We start from the raw sequence: 16,061 nt of genomic DNA, 5'->3' as shown, positions 1-16,061 counted from the left end.
GCGTGCCGTCGGTCAAGATCACCGAAGGCGGAGAACACCACGTGTTTCCTGAGCGCGGGTTGGGTGAACAGTGAGCTAGGGCAAGGAGTTCAGGAACGGCTCGTGGTTGAGCCGGAACTCCCAGTTGTAGAACCGGTCCCAGTTGATCGACCAGGTCATCAGTCCCCGGAAGTTGGGGTTGGTGCCGCTGCGCGGGGTGTAGCCGCCGCAGTTCTGCCCCCTGACCAGGCAGTTGACGGCCTGCTGCACGCCCGCCGGCCCCACGTAGCCGTTGCCCGCGCTCACCGACGACGGCGCGCCGAACGCCACCTGGTCCTCGCGGAGCGCCGGGAACACGTTGGCCGTGTTGCCCGCGACCGGGAAGCCGGCCAGCAGCATGTCGGTCATCGCGATGTGGAAGTCCGCGCCGCCCATGTTGTGGTACTGGTTGTCCAACCCCATGATCGGCCCGGAGTTGTAGTCCTGCACGTGCAGCACGGTGATGTCGTCGCGCAGGGCGTGGATCACCGGCAGGTACGAGCCGGCGCGCGGGTCCTGCCCGCCCCACGGCCCGGAGCCGTAGTACTGATAGCCCAACTGCACGAAGAACGTCTCGGGCGCCATCGTGAGCACGAAGCGGGAGCCGTACCGCTGCTTCAGGGTCCGCACCGCGGAGATCAGGTTGACGATCACCGGCGTGGTCGGGTTGCGGAAGTCGGTGTCGCCGGTGTTCAGCGACAGCGAGTGCCCCTCGAAGTCGATGTCCAGCCCGTCGAGGCCGTACCGGTCGATGATGGCGGCGACCGAGCTCACGAAGCGGTCGCGGGCGGCGGTCGTGGTGAGCTGCACCTGGCCGTTCTGGCCGCCGATCGAGATGAGCACCTTCTTGCCGGCCGCCTGCTTGGCCCGGATCGCGGCGATGAACTCGGCCTCGGTCTCGACGCCCGGGCACTCGGCGGCCGGGCAGAGCTGGAACCGGATGTCGCCGGAGGTGACGCTGGTCGGCTCGCCGAAGGCCAGGTTGATGATGTCCCAGTCGGCCGGGACGTCGGCCATCCGCAGGTAGCCCGAGCCGTTGGCGAAGCTGGCGTGCAGGTAGCCGATCAGCGCGTGCTTCGGCAGCCCGGTCGGCGGCGGGGTGGTCGTTCCGGTCGTGCCGGTCACGCTCGCGCTGCGCGGGCCTTCACCGACGCTGTTGTACGCCCCGACGGTGTAGGTATGCGTGGTGCTGGCGCCGAGCCCGCTGATCGTGGCGCTGGTGCCGGTGACGGTGGCGCGCACGGTGCTGCCCTCGTACACCCGGTAGCCGGTGACGGTGCCGGAGGCGGCGGCCCAGCTCAACGAGATGGAGCTGCTCGTCGTGCCGGTGATGCCCGGTGTGCCGGGTGCGCCCGGGACGGTCGGGTTAGGCGGGTTGGAGGTCGGCGGGTTGCTGGTCGGTGGCGTGGTCGGCCCACCACCGCCGCAGGAGGCGCCGTTGAGCGTGCAGTTGGCCGGCGTCGCGGTGCCGGACCCGTTGAAACCGAAGGAGACCGAGGCACCGGGCGCCACGGAGCCGTTCCACGACTTGTTGCGGAACGTGAACCGCTGCCCGGACCGCGTCAGGTCCGCGTCCCAGAAGGTGTTGATGTTGGCACCGGCCGGCAGGTCGAAGGCGACCGTCCACGATGTCATCGCGCTCGTGCCGCCGTTGGCGACCGTGTAGCGCCCTTCCCACCCGGAACCCCAGTCGGACACCTTGGTGAAGGTGGCCGTGGGCCCGGCTGCAGCGGCGCTGCCGGCGACCGCGACGGCGCCGCCGGCCGCGGCCAGGACCGCGACCACACCCATGACGATCGATCTGGTACGACGCATTCGGGCCTCCACATATCGATGGATGCCCAATTATTAGGACTGTTAACTGTTCCTGTAAAGCCCCGTGGCCAACTCGGCGAGCTCGGCGATGCGCTCCCCCGGCCAGGTCGGGTCGGTGTCCTGGAACTCGGTCGTCCGGATCACCGCCATGCCCACCGCCGCCGCGCCCGCGAGCTCGCCGTCGGCGCCGTCACCGACGAACCAGCAGTCGCGCGTGCGTACGCCCAGCCGGTCGGCGGCGGCCTCGTAGATCCGCGGATCCGGCTTGGCCACCCCTACTTCGGGTGAGAAGACGGCGGCGTCGAACCGCTCGGCCAGCGCGGTCGCCGGCCACAGGTCGGTGGTCTCGGCCGTGGTGTTGCTCAGCACGGCCAGTCGAAACCCGCTGGCCCGCAACGCGTCGAGCGTGTGGAGGGTGGACGGCTTGACGTCGGCGAGCAGCCGCGCGCCGAGTTCGCACCGGATCCGGACGGCCTCGGCCACGGCGGCGTCCGACGGGTGCGCGCCGAGCCGCGCGGCCAGGATGCGGACCGTCTCGGCCGGGTCCCAGCGGACGAGCCGGTCCGGCCAGCTCTCGTGAAATGCCCGGACGAACGCCGCCGGATCGACGCCGACGACCTCGGCCATCTCCTCGATCCCCCGGTCGCGAGCTTTGTCGGCGCCCGGCACGAGCGTGTTGAACAGGTCGAAGACGACGGCGGTACGCGGCACCCGCGCACGGTACCCCGTCGCCTCAACATTCCCGTAACCGACAAAAGCCGCTAATTGGTTTTGCCGGATGGATCACGGGTACGCCCTCTGGGATGACGTGAAGACGGAGGCAACATCATGAAGCCAGGTGGGAGTGCCGCGCTGGCGATCGGCGCCGGTTACGTGCTGGGTCGGTCGCACAAGCTGCGGGCCGCCGCCCTGCTGGCCGCCGGTGCCGCGGGCGGACGCCTGATGCGCGGCGGCGGCAGCGGCGAGAGCGACCAGAGCGGCGGCGGCGGTAAGTCGGGGCTGTTGGGCAAGCTCGGCGGCGCTGGCCGGACGGCCGCGATCGGCGCTGTCACGAAGTCCGCGGACCGGATCGGCGAGCGGCTCGCCGAGCGGGCCGCGGCGATGCGACAGGGCAGCTCCGGAGGGGATGACAAGTGAGCCAGAGTTCAAACGGAAACGGCAGTGGCACGATCAGCGGGAAGCTGGTCGAAGGACTGAAGGACATCGCCGGAGCGGTGGCCGACCGCGCGAAGGCCACGGTCAACGAGAAGGTGAGCGACCTGACGGACAGGCTCACCGAGTCCGCGTCCGGCGGCGAGGGAGGCGGCCCCCGCCAGGCGGCGCTGGCCAAGGGCATGGAGAGCCTGCAGAAGGGCGACTCCCCGGTGAAGGCGGCGTTGGGCGCCGGGATGACCGGGGGCAAGGAAGAGGTCAAGCAGGCGTTCGGCAAGGGCGGTGGCAAGCAGAGCGGCGGGAAGAACTCGCTCAAGGTCACCAACATCGTCGAGTCGATCGAGGTGGGCGTGCCGGTGACGGTCGCCTACAACCAGTGGACCGAGTTCAAGACGTTCCCGAGCTTCATGAAGAAGGTCGAGGACATCGACCAGGAGTCCGAAGAGAAGATGAAGTGGAAGGCCCAGGTCTTCTGGTCGCACCGCACCTGGGAGTCGACGATCACCGAGCAGGTGCCGGACGAGCGGATCGTCTGGACCTCCAAGGGTGACAAGGGATCCGTCGACGGCACCGTCACCTTCCATGAGGTCACGCCGGACCTCACCCGGATCCTGGTGGTCCTGGAATATCACCCGCAGGGCTTCATGGAGCAGACCGGCAACCTCTGGCGCGCGCCGGGTCGCCGGGCCCGCCTGGAGCTCAAGCACTTCGTCCGGCACGTGATGCGCGAGACGATCCTCAACCCGGACGACGTGAAGGGCTGGCGCGGCGAGATCCGCGACAGCCAGGTGGTGCAGCAGGACGGCGGCTCCGACGACCAGGATGCCGACGAGGGCGCCGAGCAGCCCGAAGGCAAGGCCGACAAGGGCGCCGAGCCCGAGGGCAAGGCCGACGAGCCGGACGCGTCCGACGAGGACGAGAAGAGCAGCAAGGAGAAGGAGAAGGCCGGCGCCAAGGCATAGCCCGCGCCGTCCCGGGCCCCGGCGCTACCAGCGTCGGGGCTTACGCTTGGGCAGTCCCGGCCGCGGCCGGGGACGTCCGTTGCCGTTGTCGGGCCGCTCCCGCTCTTCCTCGTGCTCGGCCGCCACCGTCGACTGTGCGGAGATGTCGGGGTCGTCGCCGTCGCCGGACTCGGCCTCCGCAGCGTGATCCGTCACCTGCTTACCAGCCTCCCGCGCCCGTGCGCCGAGGTCATCCGCGTCGGCGCTCTCCCCGACCGAGCGGTCGCCGACGGTCTCACCGACGCCATCCACCGCCTTCGCCGCGGTCCCGGCGACGTCGCCGGTCGCACCACTAGCGGCCTCACCGACTCCCCCGGCCGTCTTCCCCGCGGTCCCGGCGACATCGCCGGTCGCACCGCCAGCGGCCTCACCGACTCCCCCGGCCGTCTTCCCCGCGGTCCCGCCGACATCGCCGGCTGCCTTGCCAGCAGTGTCAGCGACCTCGCCGGTCGCCTTGCCTGCGCCCGAACCCACGTCCCGGACCGCGTCGCCGGCGCCCTCGCCAACCGAGTCGCTGAAGCTGCCGACACCGCCGCCTGCGTCGCGGGTCGCTCCGGTGGCACCGCCACCGACGTCCCGCACCGCTTCGCCCGCGCCGCCAGCGACCTCGCGCGTCGCCTCGCCCGCACCGCGGCCCACGTCGCGGGTGGCCTCGCCCGCACCGCGGCCCACGTCGCGGGTGGCCTCACCCGCACCGCCGCCGACCTCGCGCGTCGCCTCGCCCGCACCCCGACCCACGTCGCGGGTAGCTTCGCCGGCACCGCCGCCGACGTCCCGCACCGCGCCGCCCGCGCCGACGCCCACGTCCCGCACCGCCTCGCCCGCGCCACCGCCGACGTCCCGCACCGCGCCGCCCGCGCCGACGCCCACGTCCCGCACCGCCTCGCCCGCGCCACCGCCGACGTCCCGCACCGCCTCGCCCGCGCCGACGCCCACGTCCCGGACCGCGCCGCCGGCGCCTGCGCCTACCTCCCGCACCGCGCCGCCCGCGCCCGCGCCGACCTCCCGTACCGCCCCGCCCGCGCCACCGCCGACCTCCCGCACGGCGTCGCCGGTGCCTCGGCCGACGGCGCCGACCGCCTGGCCGGCGCCCTCGATCAGCGGCTTGATGATCTCCGGGTTGTTGTCGAGCGTGGTCAGCACGCGGTCGATGATGTGGGCGACGTTCTCCAGGCGGACCTTGAGCTGCGCCTGCGCCTCCACACCCTGGATGCTCACGTGGACCTGGTCGATCGCCGCGTCGACGCCGACGTTGAGCCTCAGCAGGCTGAGTACCTCGGCGTTGAGCGAGACCCGCGCCCGCAGGTTGGCCACGTCGATCTCGATCTTGTCCACCTCGAGCTTGGGGATGTCGAGGAACACGTCGTCGTGGTGCGCGATGGGAGTCTCGCGGTGCCCGTTGCCACGGCCGTTCTGCTCGTGACCGTCGGGAGAGGGCTCAGGCGGACGTACCCCATTTTCTGCCATGATTTCAGCATTTCAGGCGGGGACCCCCGCACACCCCCACTTCCGGCCAGCTAGGGGCGGGTGATGCGGACGGGGCGTGCGAAGAACGACTCCAGCACCACGATTGTCTCTGTGCTGCCCACCTCGTGCAGCCGGCGGAGCACGTCCTGAAGCTCCGTGGTGCCCGCCGTGCGGATCTTGACCAGCAGCGACGCGGTGCCGGCGATCACGTGGGCTTCCTCGATCTCCTCGATCGCCGCGAGGGCGGCCCGGGTGTCCTCGTCGCCGACCCAGCGCTCGCTGCGGACCAGCACGAACGCGAGCACCGGGTTGCCGACCGCCGCCGGGTCGACCTCGATCGTGGTGCGCCGGATGACACCGCGTTCGCGCAGCTTGCGTACCCGCTCATGGGTCGCCGCCGTTGACAAGCCGGCGGCAGCGGCCAGCGCGGTGTAGGGCTGCGCCGCGTCGCGCTGCAACTCGGCGAGCAGAATGGCATCCGCCTGATCCATCCAGAGTCCGACTTCTATCCGGCCGTTCACAACTAACACCGAACAGGATACGGTCTGCTTATGCTAACGCCACACGACGTCCGGCGGGTTGTTGATCGGGTCCCGGCTCGCTTCGAGTCCCTCGACGAGCGGTTCGGCCGCACCGACGGCGACGCGTTCCTGGAGCGGCTGTTCGGCGACGGCCGTTGGCTGGAGGGTCCGGCCTACTTCCCCGCCGGGCGTTACCTGGTCTTCAGCGACATCCCCAACGACCGCGTGCTGCGCTGGGACGAGACCACCGGCGCGGTCGGTGTGCTGCGGCAGCCGGCGAGCTACATCAACGGCAACACGGTCGACCGGGCCGGCCGGCTGATCAGTTGCGAGCAGGGCAACCGCCGGGTGACCCGCACCGAGCCCGACGGCACCATCACCGTGCTCGCCGAGCGTTACCGCAGCAAGCGGTTCAACAGCCCGAACGACGTGGTCGAGCGGGCCGACGGCACGGTCTGGTTCACCGACCCGAGCTACGGCATCACCACCGACTACGAGGGGCACCAGGCCGAGCCCGAGATCGACGGCTGCCACGTCTACCGGGTCGACCCGTCGGGCGAGGTGCGGGTCGCCGCCGAAGACTTCGAGCGCCCCAACGGGTTGGCGTTCAGCCCCGACGAGCAGACCCTCTACATCGCCGACACGCGGCTCAAGCACATCCGGAAGTTCACCGTCGCCGACAGCACCAACCTGATGGCCGGCGAGGTGTTCGCCACGTGCGACAACGGCTCGTTCGACGGGCTGCGGGTCGACGCCAAGGGTCGGGTCTGGGCCGCCGCCCACGACGGCCTGCACTGCTTCTCACCCGAGGGCGACCTGCTCGGCAAGCTGTTGGTGCCCGAGATCGTCAGCAACTTCACGTTCGGCGGCCCCAAGCTCAACCACCTGTTCATCACCGCCACGACGTCGCTCTACACGCTGCGCGTCAACTTCAACGGCGCGAGCTACCCGAAATAGCCCCGGGCCACCGGCGCCAGCAGCAGATAGGCCGCGCCCAGGCCGATCAGCGCCATGCCCGGGACCATCAGCCACCGCTCCACCGGGCCGCCGGCCCGGAACCGCATCCACTTCGGCGTGCCCACCGTGCGCCAGGTGCAGCCGCGGATCCTGGCCGGCCAGAACAGCGGGCTGCCCCAGTGGGTGATCGAGTCCCCCAGTGTGTGGGCCAGCGTGCCCCAACCGGCCGCGATGCCCACCCACCACCAGCTCGCACCCGGCTCGGCGAAGTGGTGCACCGCGAACGCGATCGCGGTGGCCGCGATGATCGAGCCGAGCGCCGCCGTGAACTTCCGGGCCCGCTTGCCACGCACCTGACCCGGGATCAGCGCGTCGACGATCTCGGCGCGGGTGTGCGACCGCAGCGCGGAGTGGGTCGCCAGCCAGACCGCGAAGCCGACGATCACGATGCTGGCGGTCACGCCCCCGTACCGGCCGGCCAGCGCCGTGAGCAGGAAGACCAGGATCGCGAAGGGCACGGTGTGCGTGACCAACCGGTGTCCACCCTGGCCGGGCCGGCGTTCACAGTGGTCACAGGTGGCCTTGCCGAACGCCGCCGCGCCGGCGGAGACACCCTGGGAGATCAGCCGGGTGATCGGGCCGAGGGTGCGGGAGACCGTCGAGCTCGGGTGGTCGATGTCGGGCAACAGCGCGAAGCCGGACGCGACGGCGGCACCGGCCACGATCGACAGTGGCGCCACCGGATGCCCGGCCGCGACCAGCCCGGCACACCCGCCCAACCAACCAACCGCGCCCGAGAGCGCGTGCGACTTGCCCATCATGGAGCCAGTATCAGTGGGCCGCGCCAGCCGCCCGCGTTGCGACACACGTGAGATTCACTCGCGGCTACCCCCGTCCCGCCGCGCGCAGCAGGTCGAGCGCGCCGCGCGCCGTCCACTCGTGCAGCTCCGAGACCGCCTCGACGGAGCTCGCCGCCGCGTGCGGCGTGAGGATCGTGTCGGGCCGCCCGGCAAGCGGGTCGTCGTCCGGCGGCGGCTCGGTCGCCCGCACGTCGAGCGCGGCCACGGCGACCTGACCGCTGTCCAGCGCGGCCACCAGCGCCGCCTCGTCGACGAGCGCGCCGCGGGCCACGTTGACCAGGACCAGGCCAGGCCGCGCCAACGCGAGCCGGCGGGCATCGAGCAGGTGCTGGGACGCGGACGTCGCCGGCGCGCACAACACCACGGCGTCCGCCGCGGCGATCAGCGCGTCGAGCTCGAGCAGCGGCGTGGGCGCGACCTCGGCGGCGGTCAGGAACGGGTCGTGCCCGAGCGGATCGAGGCCGAGCCCGCGCGCCTTCGCGACGACCGCACGGCCGATCCGCCCCAGGCCGACGACGCCGACCGTACGTCCGCGGAGGCGCCGCAGCGGCGCGGTGAGCGCAGCGCTTCCGGTCCACCCGGCACGGTCGAGCATCGGGATCCGCCGCCAGGCCGCGAGCAGCAACGCGATCGCGTGGTCGCTGACCTCCTCGGTGCAGTAGCCGGCCGCCGTCCGCAGCGGGATGCCGCGATCGTGCAGGCTCGGATCGACGTAGTCGGCACCGACGCTCGAGGTCTGCACGCCGACGCACCGGGTGAGGGCGGCGACGTCGACCGCGGTGAACCGCCGCCGGCCGGTCACCACGACGACATCGGCGTCGGCGATCGCGGCCCTCGCCTCGGATTCGTCGGCCGGGACGACCAGCCGGGCCCCGCCCGCCTCCAGGATCGCCCGCTCCTCGCGGTAGGTGAAGTGCGGCAAGGGATCGAAGACGGTGACCACGGGCGGCTCGACCATTTCATCCTCCAGTGTGGCTGGCATGGCTGACGAACGGCGGCAGCTCGTCCTGCCGGTGGCAGGCGACATCGTTGACCAACGCCGGGCTGACCTCGGCGCACACCGGCCGGGCGTGCGGGCAGCGCGTGCGGAACGCGCAGCCTGAGGGCGGGGACAGCGGGTCCGGCAGGTCACCGGTCGCCAGCGGCAGGGTGCGCGCCCGCTCCACCGCGACGTCGGGCACCGGGGCGGCGGACAGCAGCGCCTGGGTGTACGGATGCCTCGGCCGCGCGAACATCTCGTCCACCGAGCCCCGCTCCACGATCCGGCCGAGGTACATCACCGCGACCTGGTCGGCGAGGTGTCGCACCACCGCCAGGTCGTGCGCGATGAACAGCAGAGCGAGGCCGAGCCGCTCGCGCAGGTCGAGCAGGAGCTCGAGGATCTGTGCCTGGATCGAGACGTCCAGGGCGCTCACCGGCTCGTCGCAGACCAGCAGGTCGGGGTCGAGGACCAGGGCCCGGGCGATGCCGACCCGCTGGCGCTGCCCGCCGCTGAGCGCGGCGGGATAGCGGTCGAGATAACGGGTGCCGAGCCCGACGAGGTCCAGCGTCATCGCCACCTTCTCGCGCCGCTGCGCCGGTGTGCCGACGCGGTGCACCCGCAGCGGCCGCTCGACGATCGCTCCGACGGTGCGCCGCGGGTCCAGCGAGGACTGCGGGTCCTGGAACACCATCTGCAACCGGCGCCGGACCTGCCGCAGCGGGGCGCCGGACAACGTGCCGAGGTCGACGCCGCCGAACCGCACCTCGCCACCGACCAACGGCTCCAGCCGGAGGACGGCCCGGCCGAGTGAGCTCTTCCCGCACCCGCTCTCGCCGACCAGAGCGACGATCTCGCCGCGCCGCACGGTGAGGTCGACCCCGTCGACGGCGGTCACCGTGCCGGCCCGGGTCCGGTAGGAGACGGCCGCCCCGCGGACGTACAGCAACGGGTCCTCGGTGGTCATCGGGCACCTCCCGCGGGCTCCGGTGTCACTTCGGCCAGTTCGGCATGGCGCCAGCAGGCGACGAGCCGGCCGCCGTGGGCGTCGAGCAGCGGTGGATCCGCATCCCGGCACCGGTCGACTACGTGCCGGCAGCGCGGCGCGAAGGCGCAACCGTCCGGCAGCGCGGTCGGATCGGGTGGAGTGCCCGGTATCGCGGCGAACCGGGTGCGGGCCCGCGCGTCCAGGCGGGGCACGGAGGCGAGCAATCCACGACCGTACGGGTGGTTCGGCGCACCGATCACGTCCGCTGCCGAGCCACTCTCGACGACCCGGCCCGCGTACATGATGGCGACCCGGTCGGCCAGCCCGGCCACGACGCCCACGTCGTGGCTGATCACCATCAGGCTGGTGCCGAGGTCGTCGCGGAGCCGGCGGAGCAGGTGCAGGATCTGCGCCTGCATGGTGACGTCGAGCGCGGTCGTGGGCTCGTCCGCGATGATCAGGCGCGGGTCGCAGCTGATCGACATGGCGATCACCACCCGCTGGCGCATCCCCCCGCTGAACTGGTGCGGATAGTCCCGCAGGCGGCGCGCCGCCTGCGGAATGCCGACCAGGTCCAACAGCTCCGCGGCGCGTCGGGTGGCCGCCCGCCGGCGCAGCCCGAGATGGCGCTGGATCGCCTCCTCGATCTGCCGGCCGATCGGGAGCACCGGGTTCAACGCGGTCAGCGGGTCCTGGTAGACCATCCCGATCGCTCCGCCGCGCAACTCGTTGAGCCGCCGGGGCGGACAGCTGAGCAGATCGACGCCGTCGAACTCGATCACCCCCGCGGTCACCCGGGCCTCCTCGGGCAGCAGCCGGAGCACCGACAGGGCGGTGACGCTCTTGCCGGAACCGCTCTCGCCGACCACGGCGAGCGTCTCGCCCGCGTGGACGTCGAGACTGACACCGCGGGCGGCGCGCACCCCGCCGGGGAAGTCCACGGTCAACTCGCTGATCCGCAGCAACGGCTCGGTTGTCATCGGCCCAGCCCTTTCCGGTCGAACACCTGGCCGTAGAGGTTGACCGCCACCACGAAGGAGACCAGGGCGAAGCCGGGGAACAGGCTCGCCCACCAGGCCTCCGGCGTCTGCACGGCGGTGGAGACCATCGCGCCCCACTCCGGTGTCGGCGGCTGGACGCCCAGGCCGAGGAAGCTCAACGTGGCGCCCGCCAACGTCGCGGTGCCCAGGTCGAGCACGGCGACCAGGGTGACCACGGGTGCCGCGTTCGGCAGCACGGTCTGCCACAGCACCTGCGCGGGTGACGCACCGGTCGCGCGATCGGCGAGCACGAACTCGCGCTGGCGAAGGGTGAGCACCTGGCCACGGGCCAACCGGGCGTAGCGGGGCCACATGACGGCCGCGATCGCTATGACCGCACTGCTGACGCTCGGCCCGAGGGCCGCCGCGATGGCCAGCGCGAGCACCAGGGCCGGCAGCGCGAACAACAGGTCGGCCAACCGCATCACGGCCTCGTCGAGCCAGCCACGGACGAAACCCGCCAGCGCGCCCAGGGGCACGCCGACCAGGGTGGCCAACAGAACGATCGTGACACCGATGGGCAGCGTGGCCCGCCCGCCGTGCAGCACCCTGCTCAGCACGTCGCGGCCTAGCTGGTCGGTGCCGAACGGATGGGCGAGGCTCGGCGCCGACAGGCGCTCGGCGGTCTCCTGCGCCAGCGGGTCGGCGCTGACCAGCGGTGCGAGGATCGCGAGCAGGATCCAGACCGCGATGATCGACAAGCCCACCCACTGGCCGGGCGAGACCGGGCGCAGCAGCCGCAGCCCCGGTGCCGATTCGACCGTGCGCGTCATGACGCCTCCTCCACCCGCGGGTCCGCGACCCCGTACAGCAGGTCGACGACGAGGTTCACCAGCACGTACGCGACGCCGATCAGCAACGTGCCGGCCATCACGGCCGGAAAGTCCAGCTTGGTCGCGGCGTTGTACATGTAGCGCCCGACGCCGGGCCAGCCGGTGATGGTCTCCACCGTGATGGCGCCCGCGAAGAGCTCGCCGAAGGTGAGGCCGACCAGGCTCAGCGTCGGGATGAGCGCGAAACGGAACGCGTGCCGGCCGACGATCAGCCGCCCGGGGAGGCCCTTGCCCCGGGCGGTCCGCACGAAGTCGCCGCGCAGGGCGTCGACCATCGTGGAGCGCACCACCCGCGCGAAGAAGGCGCCGTGGATGATCCCCAGCACCACTGCCGGCAGCACCAGGTGGTGCAGCACGTCGAGCGCGACGGCCGGCTGCCCGGCCAACAGGGCGTCGACCGTCATGACGCCGGTGACCGTTGGTGGCGGGTCGAGGAAGGGGTCCAGCCGGCCCGGCCCGGCCACCCAGCCGAGCCGCAGGTAGAGCACCTGGAGCGCGAGCAGGGCCAACACGAACGGCGGCATCGACACCCCGAGCAGGGTGAACCCACCGGTGAGCCGGTCCAACAGCGAGGAGCGGCGGGCCGCGGCCAGGATGCCGAGCGGGATGCCGATGAGCAGCGAGACCAGCAGGGCGGCCACGGCGAGCTCCAGCGTCGCCGGGAAGGCGGCGGCGAGTTCGTCCGCAACCGGGCGGCTGGTGGAGATCGAGGTGCCGAGGTCGCCGTGCAGGAGCCGATCCAGGTAGATCCAGTACTGCTCCCACAGCGGGCGGTCGAGGCCGTACTTGGCGTTGAACGCGTCGACGGCCTGCTGGTTGTCGGCCCCGTTGTTGCCGAGGAACGCGACGGCGGGGTCGGCGGGCAGGAACCTGCTGATCAGGAACATCAGCAAGGTCATGCCGAGCAGGAGGAACGGCAGCGTGACCAGCCTGCGGGTGATCGACCGGCGGCGGCCACCCCGGCGCCCGCGACGAAGCGGGCGCCGGGTGTCGGCGGCCGCCCCGTCCGGCGGCGCCGGGGTGACCACCTGGTCAGTCACGGCGCAGCGCCGCGATGTCCAGCAACGTGACCTGGTTGGTGGCCTGGTCGAGGCCCTTGATCCGGGCGTCGGCGGCGAAGCTGTAGGGCACCGAGGCGAGGCCGACCCACGGCCCGTCGGTGTTCATCCCCGCCGCGATGTCGTGCCAGAGCTGGACCCGTCGCGTCTCGTCGGTCTGGGTCAGTGCCTCCTTGGCCGCCGCCGAATAGCCGGCGCCGTCCCAGCCAGGGTTCTCGCTCGACCAGCCCATCCGCAGCGCCCGGGCGCCGTCAGGCAGGTAGGGCACGATGTGCGAGGGATCCGGGAAGGCCGGCCCGTCGATGGTGAGCACCATCTTGCACTCGGCGGCCCGGTACTTGGTCAGGAACGCTGAGTTCTCCTGGCCATCGATCTTGACCCGGATGCCCACGTTCTTCAGGTCGGCCTGCACCTTCTGGGCGAGGTCGAGTGCGGACGGCTGGTGATCGGTCGAGGTCGTGGTGCACAGTTCGGTGTCGAAGCCGCCGCTGAGTCCGGCGGCGGCGAGCAGCTGCTTGGCCTTGTCGACGTCCTGCTTCGGCGCTTCCTGCTCGGCCACCCCGCCGGGAATGAACGGCGGGATCATCCCGTACCACTGCTGCACGCCGGCGGCGAGCTGGCCGATGCCCTCGTAGTCGAGCGCGTGGTGGATCGCCTCCTGGACCTGCTGCTTGGCCAGGTTGGGGTCGGTCTTCGGCGCGCGGGTCATGCCGAGCAGGAACCAGGTGAGGCCGGGCGATCCGGCGACCTGCAGCCGGCTCTCCGACTCGAGCGGCTCCAGCAGGCTCTTCCCGAGTGCCTGGGTCAGGTCGATCTCGCCGCGCTTCAAGGCCGCGAGCTGCGCGTCCGGCGTCGGCACGTCCTGCAGGATGATCTTTTCGAAGAACGCCGTCGGACGCCAGGCCTTCGGATTCTTCACCATCACCAACCGGGAGCCGGCACTCCAGGATTCGATCTTGTACGGCCCCGACCCGGCGCTGTTGGCCGAAAGCCAGTTGGTCGCGGTGTCGGTTTTCGCCGCGTCGGCAGCGTCGGTGGCGCCGTTCGCGGTAGCGGTCTCCTTGTCGAGCACCGAGAAATTTCCGTCGACGAACTGCCGCAGGAACGAGACATCAGGGCTCTTCAGCGTGACGACCACGGTGGCCGGGTCCGGCGCGGTGACCGACTCGATGGGGCCGGCCAGATAGGACGGCGGCCCGGCGAGATTCTTCAACCGGGTGAAGCTCCACCGCACGTCCTCGGCGGTGACGGTGCGGCCCGTGGCGAACGTGGCCGCGGGGTCGAGGGTGAAGGTGAACGTCTTCGCGTCGGGCGCGACGGTCCACTCCTTGGCCAGGTCGGGGACGACCTTGGCGTAGTCCGTGCCGGCGTACGCGACGAGGGTGTCGTAGGCGGCCCGGTTCACCACACGGTCGAGGCCGACGGCACCCACGTGGGGGTCCCACGGACCCTGGGACTTGAGATTGACCCCGTAGACAAGGGTCTTGGACCGGGCATCACCGGCATCGCCGGACTTGCTGTCGTTGCCGCAGCCACCGGCGGCGACCAGCAGCGTGGCAATGGCTAGAAGCGGTATAACACGGCGCATTGCTGCCCCCAGGTGAGCGGAGATAGAGAGCACGACCGAGTCGAATGGAACTTCGTTTCATGTTGTGACCCGGGATCATTCGCGGCGGACAATGCTCTGTCAAGAGTTGGATTCCGAGCGTCCACAAGGGATTGTCGGCCGTCGACGGAACCCACGCGCGACCTGTTGACATGGAACGATGTCCTGCCTAGCGTCCAAATGAAATGTCGTTCCATCCACTGGCGGTGGCCATGCGCAGTAGTTGCCCACTGTGATCACGACCCGCGCGGCCGTCCTGGAGGAAAGCGGCCGACCCGGGCCCTACGCGCACAGCCGACCGCTGACCGTCGGCGATCTCGAGTTGCGCCCACCCGGCACCGGCGAGGTGCTCGTCCGCGTCCGCGCCGCCGGCCTCTGCCACTCCGACCTGTCGGTGATCGACGGCTCCCGACCACGACCGCTGCCGATGGTGCTCGGTCACGAGGCCGCCGGCGTGGTGGTCGAGGTCGGCCCGGACACACGCGGTGTGCGCGTCGACGACCACGTCGTGTTCGCGTTCGTGCCCGCCTGCGGTGGCTGCCCGCCGTGCCAGTCCGGGCGGCCGGCGTTGTGCGAGCCCGGTGCCGCGGCCAACACCGCCGGCACGTTGCTGCGCGGGCAACGGCCGTTCCGGCGGGCCGGTCGCGAGGTGCACCATCATCTCGGCGTCTCCGCGTTCAGCGAGTACACGGTCGCGGCGGCGGAGTCGCTCGTGCCGGTCGACCGGTCGCTGCCGCTGGACCGGGCGGCACTGTTCGGCTGTGCCCTGCTCACCGGCGTCGGCGCGGTCGTCAACACCGCACGGGCCCGGACCGGCACCGCCGCGGCGGTGTTCGGCCTCGGGGGCATCGGCCTCGCGGCGGTGATGGGCGCCCGGGCCGCCGGTTGCCATCCGGTCATCGCCGTCGACCCGGTGACCGCCAAGCACGCCGTCGCCATGGCCGCCGGCGCCACCCACACGCTGACCGGCGGTCCGGACACTGTCGACGCGATACGCGACCTCACCCACGGCGGTGCCGAGGTCGCGATCGAGGCGGTCGGCAGCGCCGCGGTGCTCGCCACGGCCTATGCGGCCACCCGGCGCGGCGGCACCACGGTCACGGTCGGGCTGCCGGATCCCCGGCAGATCCTGTCGATCCCGGCGGTCTCCCTGGTGGCCGAGGAACGCACCCTGCGCGGGTCATATCTGGGCGGCGCCGTGCCCCGCCGGGACATCCCGCGCTACATCGCCCTCTACCGGGCCGGGCTGCTCCCGGCCGACCTGCTGCTCGGTGGGCGGCTGCGGCTCGACGAGATCAACACCGGCTTCGACACACTCGCCGCCGCCACCACGACCCGGCAGGTGGTCGTGTTCTAGTCCGGATCCCAGCGGGTCGGGTCGCGGGTCAGCCCCAGCAGGTAGGTGACCGAGCAGGTCAGGGCCCCGGCGAGATCCGGCAGCTTGCCCAGGTCGAGTCTGCGGCCGTTCTCCATCGCGCTCACCGTGCGGTTGGTGAGCGCGAGGCCCCGCCGGGCCAGCAGGTCGGCCAGATCGGACTGGGTCAGGTCTAGCTGGCGCCGGCGCTCACGGATCCGGCGGGCACAGATCCATGCCCGCTCGGCGGTGCGGTCACTCGACAGGTCGTCGGGCGCACTCACAGCCATCGCCGCCTTCCACGAATGTTGGGGGCGAAGGGTTAGTTTTCGCGGCTTCACGGAGTGCCGCAAGCGGTGACAGCGCTGGTCATCCATGCGAGTGAACGGCCGTCCGGGCGACACGGGACAGC

At 71.6% G+C, this 16,061-nt stretch carries 16 protein-coding genes; 4 read left to right on the top strand and 12 right to left on the bottom strand.

Annotated features, from left to right (window positions below; translation table 11 throughout):
• Positions 1–75 precede the first annotated feature (75 nt).
• Positions 76–1,833, bottom strand: a complete 1,758-nt coding sequence (locus BLV39_RS44260) for a chitinase (protein ID WP_090795177.1) — start codon at positions 1,831–1,833, stop codon at positions 76–78.
• Between the two features lie 42 nt (positions 1,834–1,875).
• On the bottom strand, positions 1,876–2,544 hold the full coding sequence (locus BLV39_RS20890; RefSeq protein ID WP_090795172.1) for an HAD family hydrolase: 669 nt from the start codon (positions 2,542–2,544) through the stop codon (positions 1,876–1,878).
• Between the two features lie 117 nt (positions 2,545–2,661).
• Here BLV39_RS20890 and BLV39_RS20885 point away from each other — a divergent pair, with 117 nt between their 5' ends.
• Both BLV39_RS20885 and BLV39_RS20880 read left to right on the top strand, forming a co-directional pair.
• Positions 2,662–2,970: a hypothetical protein gene (locus BLV39_RS20885; RefSeq protein ID WP_090795169.1), complete on the top strand. Its 309-nt coding sequence runs from the start codon at positions 2,662–2,664 to the stop codon at positions 2,968–2,970.
• On the top strand, positions 2,967–3,947 hold the full coding sequence (locus BLV39_RS20880) for an SRPBCC family protein (protein WP_090795165.1): 981 nt from the start codon (positions 2,967–2,969) through the stop codon (positions 3,945–3,947). Before BLV39_RS20885 ends, BLV39_RS20880 begins: the two co-directional genes overlap by 4 nt.
• A 24-nt stretch (positions 3,948–3,971) precedes the next feature.
• On the opposite strand, the gene BLV39_RS44255 is transcribed toward BLV39_RS20880, so the two are convergent.
• Entirely contained in the window at positions 3,972–5,453 is a 1,482-nt protein-coding gene (locus BLV39_RS44255; RefSeq protein ID WP_176985000.1) for a TrbL/VirB6 family protein, read from the bottom strand.
• Between the two features lie 50 nt (positions 5,454–5,503).
• Positions 5,504–5,944 (bottom strand): Lrp/AsnC family transcriptional regulator, encoded by a 441-nt coding sequence (locus BLV39_RS20870; protein ID WP_090795157.1) that lies wholly within the window; start codon positions 5,942–5,944, stop codon positions 5,504–5,506.
• Positions 5,945–6,004: 60 nt separating this feature from the next.
• On the opposite strand from BLV39_RS20870, the gene BLV39_RS20865 reads away from it, so the two are divergent.
• Positions 6,005–6,931, top strand: coding sequence for an SMP-30/gluconolactonase/LRE family protein (locus BLV39_RS20865; RefSeq protein WP_090795153.1), 927 nt, complete (start codon positions 6,005–6,007; stop codon positions 6,929–6,931).
• Here BLV39_RS20865 and BLV39_RS20860 read toward each other — a convergent pair.
• The 7 genes from BLV39_RS20860 to BLV39_RS20830 all read right to left on the bottom strand — a co-directional run bounded on the left by BLV39_RS20860 (position 6,919) and on the right by BLV39_RS20830 (position 14,310).
• Positions 6,919–7,752, bottom strand: a complete 834-nt coding sequence (locus BLV39_RS20860) for a metal-dependent hydrolase (protein WP_090795151.1) — start codon at positions 7,750–7,752, stop codon at positions 6,919–6,921. The two genes, BLV39_RS20865 and BLV39_RS20860, sit on opposite strands and share 13 nt — an antisense overlap.
• A gap of 64 nt (positions 7,753–7,816) precedes the next feature.
• The gene (locus BLV39_RS20855) at positions 7,817–8,749 is read right to left on the bottom strand and encodes an NAD(P)-dependent oxidoreductase (protein ID WP_176984999.1); all 933 of its coding nucleotides are present in this window, start codon (positions 8,747–8,749) and stop codon (positions 7,817–7,819) included.
• 1 nt (position 8,750) lies between these two features.
• Positions 8,751–9,737: an ABC transporter ATP-binding protein gene (locus tag BLV39_RS20850; protein WP_090795145.1), complete on the bottom strand. Its 987-nt coding sequence runs from the start codon at positions 9,735–9,737 to the stop codon at positions 8,751–8,753.
• Positions 9,734–10,738, bottom strand: coding sequence for an ABC transporter ATP-binding protein (locus BLV39_RS20845; protein WP_090795141.1), 1,005 nt, complete (start codon positions 10,736–10,738; stop codon positions 9,734–9,736). Before BLV39_RS20845 ends, BLV39_RS20850 begins: the two co-directional genes overlap by 4 nt.
• Positions 10,735–11,571 carry an ABC transporter permease gene (locus tag BLV39_RS20840; RefSeq protein ID WP_090795139.1) on the bottom strand — a complete coding sequence of 279 codons (837 nt, stop codon included), beginning with the start codon at positions 11,569–11,571 and terminating at the stop codon, positions 10,735–10,737. The genes BLV39_RS20845 and BLV39_RS20840 overlap by 4 nt, the downstream gene beginning before the upstream one ends.
• On the bottom strand, positions 11,568–12,671 hold the full coding sequence (locus tag BLV39_RS20835; protein WP_204082840.1) for an ABC transporter permease: 1,104 nt from the start codon (positions 12,669–12,671) through the stop codon (positions 11,568–11,570). Before BLV39_RS20835 ends, BLV39_RS20840 begins: the two co-directional genes overlap by 4 nt.
• Entirely contained in the window at positions 12,664–14,310 is a 1,647-nt protein-coding gene (locus tag BLV39_RS20830; RefSeq protein ID WP_143049825.1) for an ABC transporter substrate-binding protein, read from the bottom strand. The genes BLV39_RS20835 and BLV39_RS20830 overlap by 8 nt, the downstream gene beginning before the upstream one ends.
• Before the next feature lie 217 nt (positions 14,311–14,527).
• Here BLV39_RS20830 and BLV39_RS20825 point away from each other — a divergent pair, with 217 nt between their 5' ends.
• Positions 14,528–15,652 (top strand): zinc-binding dehydrogenase, encoded by a 1,125-nt coding sequence (locus BLV39_RS20825; protein ID WP_218137083.1) that lies wholly within the window; start codon positions 14,528–14,530, stop codon positions 15,650–15,652.
• On the opposite strand, the gene BLV39_RS20820 is transcribed toward BLV39_RS20825, so the two are convergent.
• Entirely contained in the window at positions 15,649–15,939 is a 291-nt protein-coding gene (locus BLV39_RS20820) for a helix-turn-helix domain-containing protein (protein ID WP_176984998.1), read from the bottom strand. The two genes, BLV39_RS20825 and BLV39_RS20820, sit on opposite strands and share 4 nt — an antisense overlap.
• Positions 15,940–16,061 lie beyond the last annotated feature (122 nt).

Source organism: Asanoa ishikariensis (assembly GCF_900107455.1).
Classification (GTDB): Bacteria; Actinomycetota; Actinomycetes; order Mycobacteriales; family Micromonosporaceae; genus Asanoa; species Asanoa ishikariensis.
The sequence above is the reverse complement of the archived record's forward strand: the minus strand, read 5'-3'. Positions and strand labels throughout refer to the sequence as shown.